Source organism: Rufibacter ruber, assembly GCF_001647275.1.
Taxonomy (GTDB): Bacteria; Bacteroidota; Bacteroidia; order Cytophagales; family Hymenobacteraceae; genus Nibribacter; species Nibribacter ruber_C.
The window spans coordinates 20,322-27,795 of record NZ_LRMM01000069.1; the positions used below are offsets into that span (position 1 = coordinate 20,322).

Sequence of the window (7,474 nt, forward strand, 5' to 3'; positions counted from 1 at the left end):
ATACTTTAAGGTTCAGCAGGGTTTACCCCCTGCTGAACCTATGAAGCAAAGGCTGTGTTGCGGAGTGAATACTTTACCCCGCATACATGCACCTGTGTAAGAAGCTTCTTTTTGCCGTAGCCCTTCTCTGGATGGCCACCCCGTCTGCCTGGGCTCAAACCCAAGGAACGCGCACCATTTCCTGGCGCGCCCTACCCGCTGCCACCCCCTCTAAAAGCCCGGTCTCTTCTGTTCCCACGTTTGCAGAAGCTTCTTATCATGGTCAGGAAGAAATTCCCTATTACCAGATTTCCTTCCCCCAGGTAGCTATTGGTGCTTTTGAATTTACAAAGCTGGAATTTGCCCCGCTCACAGAAGCAGATTTGCGCTCATTTCCGAAAAACAGCTTAAAAACAGACATCATACCGGTTTTAAGCACCGGCACCGCCAACCGCGTGTCCAGCACCATTGTGTCTTTTCAGCCGTTCAGGTTGAACCCACAGACAGGAAGCCTTGAAAAGCTGATCAGTTTCAGCTATGTCTATACTTCTACCGCTGCTGCTGCTGCTCGCAAAAGACCAGGCCAACCCTCTGCGCTCCGCACCCATACCACCGCTTCTGTTTTAAGCACCGGCGATTGGTATAAGATAGGCGTGGCCGCCGATGGCATTTACAAGCTTGACCGGGCGGCTTTGCAAGCCATGGGGGTCAATGTACAAGGCCTCAACCCCAGGCACCTCAAAATCTACGGCAACGGTGGTGGTATGCTGCCCCAACTCAACAGCGCACCCCGGCCAGATGATCTGGTAGAAAATGACATACTGGTAGTTGGGGAGCAGGATGGCTCTTTTGATGCCAATGACTATCTTCTTTTCTATGGGCAGGGGCCGCATACATGGTCTTTCAACGGTACGTCTGCCCAAACCCCTTTCCTTCATTCCTTCAACCTCTACTCAGACACTACTTATTACTATCTCACCGTACAACCCACGCCTTCCGGCAGAGTCAAGCAGCAGGCTTCTGTTAGCGGCACCTACCCTGCTATTACCAGTTATGACGCCCGCTGGCACCATGAAGTAGACCGTGTCAATGTTCTGCAGTCTGGCCGGGAGTGGTATGGCGAAGAATTCAATTCTTTTACCCAACCGTCTGCCTTCTCTCTGCCTGCCTCTGATCTGGTGCCTAACAGTCTGGTAAAAGTCACGTCTTCAGTGATGGGGAACTCTCCCGTATCTGAAAGCACCATAGGCTCCTCTTTTAGCCTTAAGTTAAACGGAACAAACCTGGGTGAGCACATTCTTGTAGGCAGAGGGTCTGGCAACTACCATAACGCAGGAGTGAACAGTACCCTGTCTTTTCAAGCCAGCCTCAGCAACCTGAATTATACAGGAGACCTCAGCCTGCACTATATTTTTGACGCAAAGGGGAATTCCTCTACCAATGGTTTTCTGAATTACTTCACCGTTGTGGCTCAACGCCAATTACGCTTATTTGGAAACCAAACTAATTTCAGGTCAATCGCCAGCCTGCAAAACCCCATAAGTACTTTTCAAGTAGCGGGGGTACCGGCTGGCAGCTTCATCTGGGACGTGACTGACCCGCTGCATCCGGTGCAGCAGGAGTATGTGCTAACCAATGGGACGGCATCATTCTCTGCCAGCAGCCAGAGCTTGCGGGAGTACGTGGTGTTTCAGGGTTCCGGCTTTCCGGCCCCTACTTTTGCAGGCAAAGTTTCTAACCAGAATTTACATAGTTTAAATCTAGATGGAAGCCTGGATTTGGTGATCATCTCTCCACCCGTATTTCTGGCCCAGGCGCAGCGGTTGGCAAACCATAGGCGCACCAGTTCTGGCCTAACGGTTGAGGTAGTGTCGCTGCCACAGATTTATGAAGAGTTTTCTTCTGGCAAGCAGGACATTTCTGCCATCAGAGACTTTATGAAAATGCTCTATGAGCGCAGCAGCAAGCAAGGTGCCGAAAGAATTAATTTGCTGTTACTGGGAGATGCTTCTTTTGACCCCAAACGCAGGATTTCCCAAAACACCAACTTCATTCCTGTTTATCAATCCCGGGAATCATTAAACCCTGTCAACACCTATTCTTCAGAAGATTTCTTTGGGTTTCTTGATGACGAAGAGGGAGAATGGTCAGAGGTTGATTTCAGCCTTGCGCACCGGTTAGACATTGGCATTGGTAGGTTGCCGGCAAAATCTGGCGCAGAGGCCGACCTGTTGATCAACAAGATTATCAAGTATGAGAGCAGTCAAACCTTTGGGAATTGGCGTAAAAGGCTTGTCTTCTTAGCTGACGACGGTGACCTCAATGAACACCTGAATGACGCTGATTACCTGGCAGAGTATGTAGAGCGGACGCATCCTAACTACCTTTCCCAAAAGGTGTACCTGGATCTTTTCTCGCAAGTCACCGTCCCGAACGGGCAACGTTCTCCTGACACCAACAGATCTTTGAAAGAAGAGGTAGAAAAGGGCGCACTTTTAGTGAACTACACCGGCCATGGAAATGCCATTAGCTTAGCAGATGAACAGATTCTTACCCTGAATGAAATACAGAGCTGGAAGAACCCAGACCGCCTCACGTTTCTGTTAACGGCCACCTGTGAGTTTGGCCGGTATGATGATCCTAAGCGTAACTCTGGTGCAGAAACAGCCCTTCTGCACCCTAATGGCGGTGCTGTTGGTCTATTGACCACCACCCGGCCGGTTTACTCCTCCGGAAACCGTCTGTTAAATCTTGAGTTCTTTCAACGGCTTTTTATTCGTCTTCCAAACGGTAAGATGCCAGATATGGGGTATCTGTACAGTGAGACCAAGAATAACAGCCTGTATCATGTAAACAACCGCAATTTCACATTGCTGGGAGACCCTTCTATGCGACTGGCTTACCCGCAGTTGGGAGTAGCCCTTACTACCATCAATGGCAAAGCATACACCGCGGTTTCCTCAGATACCTTAAAAGCCTTATCAAAAATAACGTTGGGCGGCTCTATTGGTAATCAACAGCAGATTGCCACAGACTTTCAGGGCAAAGTGCATTTAACCGTATATGATAAACGTTCTTCCCTCACCACCTTGGGAGATCAGAGTGCTAAGCGCCAGGTACAAAACCGTACCAACATTCTCTATGATGGCTTGGCCACTGTTACAAATGGGGAATTTGAAGTCTCTTTTGTAGTACCCAAAGATATCAATTATGTAGTGGGGCCGGGGTCTATTCAACTGTATGCGTTCTCTGCCACCACTGATGCCCATGGGGCGGCCATACTTCCGGTTGGAGAGGCAGATGCCGCTGCTTCAGCTGACAATACCCCGCCTCTGGTAAAACTGTTTATGAATGATGCCACTTTTGTTTCTGGAGGTATTGTCAATAAAGACGCTATTCTTTTGGCGCATCTTTCTGATGAGAACGGCATCAACACGGCCGGTGCTGGTATAGGCCATGAGATCACCGCCATTTTAGATGATCAGACATCTTCTCCTATTATCTTAAATGATTTTTATACCGCTGATGTAGACTCTTATCAGGCGGGCAAAGTGCGCTACACCCTCACTGATCTTTCTGAGGGTATGCATACCTTGCAGTTAAAAGCCTGGGATACTCATAATAACTCCAGTACTGCCAGAATTGAATTTGTGGTAGCATCTTCTGAACAATTAGCGCTGGAGCATGTTTTAACGGCACCAAACCCTTTTGCTGACCAAACTACTTTCCATTTTGACCATAACAGGCCGGGGCAGGAACTGGATATACAAATTCACATTTTTACCGTATCAGGTACATTGGTTAAGACATTGCGTACTACCAGTACAGGCAATGCTCACTTTTCTGATCTCACCTGGGACGGCAAAGGCGACCATGATGGATATTTACCAAAAGGCGTATATATTTATCGGGTGAATGTACGTTCTCGCCTTGATGGCTCCAGTACAACACAGAGCAAAAAGCTAGTATTACTTAAATAACGTATCTGATACACAACTTCTACCGCATGAACTGCACTTCCTTACGATCTACAGTACTAAGTTTATTCTTGATTCTGACCTCTGGCCTTTCTGCCTTTGCACAAACCACAGATGGCAGAAATCAGGAATACAGGCCCATTACCACTGCAGTTCCTATTTTAAGCGTTTCACCAGATGCCCGTTCTGCTGCCATGGGAGACGCTGGCGTGGCTATTTCACCAGACGCCAATGCCAGTTACTGGAATTCAGCCAAACTTGCGTTTCTTGAAGAAGACTTAGGCGTCTCTCTGTCTGTTACGCCTTGGTTACAGAAAATAGTGAATGACATGTATCTGGCTTACTTATCAGGACACAAGAAGTTGACACCCAATTCTTCTATATCGGCTTCATTGATGTATTTTGACCTTGGGGAAATCAGGTTCTCAAATGAACAAGGTGCTGAAACAGGTTATTTCAACCCGAAGGAATATGCGGTGAGCGTAGCCTATGGGCAAAAGCTGAGTGAAAACTTAAGCCTTGGGGTAGGTGCCCGCTATATACGCTCCAACCTGGCTGGTAATGCTACTTATACCAACGGTAGCTTTACAGGAGAATCAGAGCCCGGGAACTCTGTAGCAGTAGATTTGGGTATCTACTATACTAAAGATTTAGCACTAGGCGGTAAGAACTATAATCTTGCGTTTGGTGGTAATGTCTCAAACATAGGCGCTAAAATCTCTTATACTACCGCAGACAGGAAAGATTTCTTACCTACCAACTTACGCCTTGGTACTGCTATAACTATGGAGCTGGATCCTTATAACAAGATAACTCTAGCTGTAGATGGCAATAAACTTCTGGTACCCTATACTCCAGCAGACAACGCTGCTGCCAATGAAAACACCAATACCTTCTCAGGTATCTTTAAATCTTTTAATGATGCCCCCGGAGGATTCAGTGAAGAAATGAAAGAAGTGACTGTTTCTACAGGTCTAGAATACTGGTATGATAACCTTTTTGCTGCCCGTGCCGGTTATTTCTATGAGAATGATTTAAAAGGGGGCCGTCAGTATTTCACCATGGGCTTAGGCGTGAGGTACCAAAAGTTTGGGGTTGATGCCGCTTATCTAATTCCTAATGAACAAAATAACCCTTTAGCACAAACCCTACGATTTACCCTTCACTTCAGAATTGACGGTGAAACCTATTAGTATGGCCTTAGACAGATCAAAAGCACCAGAATTAGCAGAGCAAACACCCGACTTATCTATATACCCAACGGTTCTTACTTCTTCTTTTGGGACACGAGTACATTTGTATCCTAATTCTATTCAACCCATCATAAGGCTTGAAGTTGTTTTTAAAGCAGGGAAATGGTATCAAGATAAGCCGGGCGTAGCTTCTTTAACCGCAAAAATGTTAAAAGAGGGTACAACCAGTCATACCGCAAAACAACTGGCTGATATCATTGATTTCTATGGGGCTTCTCTAGAAATTACGCATGGGTTTGACAGGTCAACTCTTACCTTATACTGCTTATCCAAGTTTCTTCCAGAGCTATTACCCATAGTTTTTGAAATCTTAGAACATCCTTCTTTCCCTAAAGAAGAGTTTGAATTATTAAAGCAAAGGGTAATTCAGACACTAGCCATAGACAAACAAAAGAATGGCTACCTTGCCACAGAACTTTTCACCTCTTCTATATACGGGGCAGACCATCCTTACTCCACAGTTATTAGTGAAGAAGAGATTAAAGCACTTACGTTAGAAGACATTAAAGCATTTTATAAAACCCGTTATGACATTAATTCTTCTGAGGTTTTTGTAACGGGTGATTTTGATGAAGAGGGCAACAATCTGCTGAAAGGCTTCTTAGATCAGACCCAAAGAAACACAGGCCTAAATAATGTTGAGAAGCAGTATTCAAAGAAGGAGGCAACTGCTTCTAAAAAGATGGAACGGTCTTCTAATACAATGCAAGCTGCCATACGAGTGGGAAGAACTCTTCCATCTCCGGAGCATCCAGATTTCCCCCTATTGTATCTTGCCAATCATGCGCTAGGAGGCTACTTTGGTTCAAGGCTAATGAAAAATATTAGAGAAGAGAAAGGATTTACGTACGGTATTCACTCTTCTATTTCAATAAAAGAGCATGGCACCTTGATATCTATAGGCACAGATATCAAAGGTGATAAGATAGAAGAAACCATACGTGAGATAGAAAAAGAAATCGAAGTTCTTCAGCGAGAGCTTCTATCAGAAGAAGAATTAAATACAATTAAAAAGCATCTGGCTGGAAAGTTTATTTCTGACAACTCTACCATTTTTGATAAAATGGACAGATATAGAAGCAGCGTACTTTTAGGTCTTCCACCAAACTTCTTTACCAACCTCCAAAATAAAATGCAACAAGCTTCCAGAGAAGAGGTTCAAACGGTTGCAAAGGAGTATCTATCTACAGAGACGCTACATATTGTTGCTGTAGGAGGTACACAATAAACACGCTAAACTTCTAAAGTAAAGTAAAAAGCTTGAAGAGATATCTCATCAAGGCTTTTTACTTTACTTTAGAAGCGTCCATGCTTTTAATACCTGATTTCAATAATCAGGCAGAAACGAAAGTCACACCAAATGAGTGACCACATTTCAGATATAATATAAAAGACAAACAATAGATTGAAATGGGAAAGCAACCCTAATCGCCTAAAACCTAGATGATCAAAGACTATGCACAAGAGCATCTATAGTTTAAATGCCTAAATGACTTATTTAATGCATAAAATAATCTAAACTATATATCGACTACTGAATATAATGCAACGGACTCGTACAAGCGGCAGCCAAAGCCGTTGGCCGAAGGCTGACATTTATGCATGGTTGGCTGCAGATGTTTCTCTGCACAACAACCTGATTTATATCTTTTACTTTTCTGTTTCTGGCCTGTTTTTAGAAAAATAGCCCGAAAATGCAAAAAGGAAGAGATAGATAAATTCTCTATCCTTCCGTTTTAAGCTTGTTTTATGAAAATCAGGTCAAAAATTCGTTTTGGCGTCGGTTTGGGCGCTTTGCTGGTCAATTATTTTTGCAAGTATTTTACGTCAATTCCTCTTCTGCTACTCCTGCCGATTAAAGTCGGCTGGGGTTTGCTTTCTTTTGCTAAGGTAATCTAATTCTACTGCCGGATTTCATCTGCAATTTTTGTCCATAATTTGCTACCAGCTGTTTCTCATGCTTTCCCTCAAATCATGGAATGGCCGTCTACGAGCCTAGTTACAATTGCAGCCAACATCCGAGTAAAGGAATAAGCAGTCAAAAGCAGGTTGATAAGACAGACTAGCGAAAGAGGTAACGCAATAGGGAGTGCAGATCAGCACTGTTCCAACAGGGCAACGGCTGAAGGCACACTGTATGCAGGTGCCCAATGGCCGGAGTCGTTGGGCCCTGGCAGGGCTTAAACGCAGGGAGGCCCCTGCGGTTTCACCCGTGGGGCCTCTCCTGGTAAGGGGGTTGGCGGCTACCTACTCTCCCGCGTGTGA

The 7,474-nt window shown here is 45.0% G+C and carries 3 protein-coding genes; all 3 read left to right on the forward strand.

The features are described 5' to 3' along the window. Positions 1 to 86: 86 nt before the first annotated feature. The 3 genes from porU to A8O25_RS18945 are packed head-to-tail and all read left to right on the forward strand — an operon-like array spanning position 87 to position 6,437. A complete protein-coding gene (porU, locus tag A8O25_RS18935; RefSeq protein ID WP_082893757.1) occupies positions 87 to 3,959 on the forward strand; it encodes a type IX secretion system sortase PorU in 3,873 nt (1,290 codons plus the stop codon). A 26-nt stretch (positions 3,960 to 3,985) separates the two neighbouring features. Then, entirely contained in the window at positions 3,986 to 5,149 is a 1,164-nt protein-coding gene (gene porV, locus A8O25_RS18940; RefSeq protein WP_066838326.1) for a type IX secretion system outer membrane channel protein PorV, read from the forward strand. A 1-nt stretch (position 5,150) separates the two neighbouring features. Then, positions 5,151 to 6,437, forward strand: coding sequence for a M16 family metallopeptidase (locus tag A8O25_RS18945; protein WP_066838328.1), 1,287 nt, complete (start codon positions 5,151 to 5,153; stop codon positions 6,435 to 6,437). Positions 6,438 to 7,474 lie beyond the last annotated feature (1,037 nt).